The sequence below is a fragment of the Micromonospora chalcea genome, from assembly GCF_002926165.1.
GTDB classification, from domain to species: domain Bacteria; phylum Actinomycetota; class Actinomycetes; order Mycobacteriales; family Micromonosporaceae; genus Micromonospora; species Micromonospora chalcea.
This window is the reverse complement of the sequence record NZ_MAGP01000059.1, coordinates 2,501-5,378: the sequence shown is the minus strand read 5'-3', so window position 1 is coordinate 5,378 and position 2,878 is coordinate 2,501. Positions and strand designations below refer to the sequence as shown.

Sequence of the window (2,878 nt, the reverse complement as noted above, 5' to 3'; positions counted from 1 at the left end):
TTGTCCGGCGGTGTCCTACTCTCCCACACCCTCCCGAGTGCAGTACCATCGGCGCTGGAGGGCTTAGCTTCCGGGTTCGGAATGTGACCGGGCGTTTCCCCTCCGCCATGACCGCCGTAACTCTATGAACATGTCAACCAACCCTGTGGGTGATCGTTTGTTCAGAGTTGCACAGTGGACGCGTAGCAGCTTGGTAGTCAAGTCCTCGGCCTATTAGTACCGGTCAACTGAACCCGTTACCGGGCTTACATTTCCGGCCTATCAACCCAGTCGTCTAGCTGGGGGCCTTACCCCACAAAGTGGGTGGGATACCTCATCTTGAAGCGAGCTTCCCGCTTAGATGCTTTCAGCGGTTATCCCTTCCGAACGTAGCTAACCAGCCGTGCCCCTGGCGGGACAACTGGCACACCAGAGGTTCGTCCGTCCCGGTCCTCTCGTACTAGGGACAGCCCTTCTCAAGTATCCTACGCGCACGGCGGATAGGGACCGAACTGTCTCACGACGTTCTAAACCCAGCTCGCGTACCGCTTTAATGGGCGAACAGCCCAACCCTTGGGACCTGCTACAGCCCCAGGATGCGACGAGCCGACATCGAGGTGCCAAACCATCCCGTCGATATGGACTCTTGGGGAAGATCAGCCTGTTATCCCCGGGGTACCTTTTATCCGTTGAGCGACACCGCTTCCACATGCCAGTGCCGGATCACTAGTCCCGACTTTCGTCCCTGCTCGACCTGTCAGTCTCACAGTCAAGCTCCCTTGTGCACTTGCACTCAACACCTGATTGCCAACCAGGCTGAGGGAACCTTTGGGCGCCTCCGTTACCCTTTAGGAGGCAACCGCCCCAGTTAAACTACCCACCAGACACTGTCCCTGAACCGGATAACGGTCCGAAGTTAGATACCCAAATCAACCAGAGTGGTATTTCAAGATTGCCTCCACCCATACTGGCGTATAGGCTTCACCGGCTCCCACCTATCCTACACAAGCTAATTCAGATACCAATGTCAAGCTATAGTAAAGGTCCCGGGGTCTTTCCGTCCTGCCGCGCGTAACGAGCATCTTTACTCGTACTGCAATTTCGCCGGGCCTGTGGTTGAGACAGTGGGGAAGTCGTTACGCCATTCGTGCAGGTCGGAACTTACCCGACAAGGAATTTCGCTACCTTAGGATGGTTATAGTTACCACCGCCGTTTACTGGCGCTTAAGTTCTCCGCTTCGCCCTTGCGGGCTAACAGGTCCCCTTAACGTTCCAGCACCGGGCAGGCGTCAGTCCATATACATCGAATTACTTCTTCGCATGGACCTGTGTTTTTAGTAAACAGTCGCTTCCCCCTGCTCTCTGCGGCCATACAACGCTCCACCCGCGCGGGGCTTCACGTCTCCGGCCCCCCTTCTCCCTAAGTTACGGGGGCAATTTGCCGAGTTCCTTAACCACAGTTCGCCCGATCGCCTCGGTATTCTCTACCTGACCACCTGTGTCGGTTTGGGGTACGGGCCGCTAAGAACTCGCTAGAGGCTTTTCTCGGCAGCATAGGATCACTGACTTCACCTGAATCGGCTCGGCATCACGTCTCAGCCCCATGGTGTGCGGATTTGCCTACACACCGGCCTACACGCTTACCCCGGCACAACCACCGGCCGGGCTCAGCTACCTTCCTGCGTCACCCCATCGCTTGACTACTACCCGCCAGGTTCCCACGCTCCCCAACCTCAACCCGAAGGTCTCGGCCGGTTTGGGTGGTTAGCACAACGAGGTTCGTCAGGGTCGCTCTTTCGCGGGTACGGGAATATCAACCCGTTGTCCATCGACTACGCCTCTCGGCCTCGCCTTAGGTCCCGACTCACCCAGGGCGGATTAGCCTGGCCCTGGAACCCTTGGTCATCCGGCGGAAGGGTTTCTCACCCTTCTTTCGCTACTCATGCCTGCATTCTCACTCGTGCCGCGTCCACAACTGGGTCACCCCGCTGCTTCACCCCCGGCACGACGCTCCCCTACCCATCCACACACCTGCATACCCCATCAAGGAGGCACGAAGTTAAAATGTGAATGCCACAGCTTCGGCGGTGTGCTTGAGCCCCGCTACATTGTCGGCGCGGAACCACTTGACCAGTGAGCTATTACGCACTCTTTAAAGGGTGGCTGCTTCTAAGCCAACCTCCTGGTTGTCTATGCGACCCCACATCCTTTTCCACTTAGCACACGCTTAGGGGCCTTAGCTGGTGATCTGGGCTGTTTCCCTCTCGACTACGAAGCTTATCCCCCGCAGTCTCACTGCCGCGCTCTCACTTACCGGCATTCGGAGTTTGGCTGATTTCGGTAAGCTTGTGGGCCCCCTAGACCATCCAGTGCTCTACCTCCGGCAAGAAACACGCGACGCTGCACCTAAATGCATTTCGGGGAGAACCAGCTATCACGGAGTTTGATTGGCCTTTCACCCCTAACCACAGGTCATCCCCCAACTTTTCAACGTTGGTGGGTTCGGCCCTCCACGCGGTCTTACCCGCGCTTCAGCCTGCCCATGGCTAGATCACTCCGCTTCGGGTCTAGAGCATGCGACTAAAAACGCCCTATTCAGACTCGCTTTCGCTACGGCTCCCCCACACGGGTTAACCTCGCCACATGCCACTAACTCGCAGGCTCATTCTTCAAAAGGCACGCCGTCACCCCGCAAGGCTCCGACGGATTGTAGGCGAACGGTTTCAGGTACTATTTCACTCCCCTCCCGGGGTACTTTTCACCATTCCCTCACGGTACTCGTCCGCTATCGGTCACCAGGAAGTATTTAGGCTTACCAGGTGGTCCTGGCAGATTCACGGCAGATTTCAGGAGTCCGCCGCTACTCGGGAACACCCACAGAAGACCAGCAACTTTCACC

At 57.1% G+C, this 2,878-nt stretch carries 2 rRNA genes (1 of these 2 only partly in view); both read right to left on the bottom strand.

Going from position 1 to position 2,878, the window contains the following annotated elements:
- Window positions 1-2 precede the first annotated feature (2 nt).
- Window positions 3-119, bottom strand: a 5S ribosomal RNA gene (rrf, locus tag BAW75_RS06855).
- Window positions 120-193: 74 nt separating this feature from the next.
- A 23S ribosomal RNA gene (locus BAW75_RS06850) occupies window positions 194-2,878 on the bottom strand (it continues 424 nt past the right edge of the window).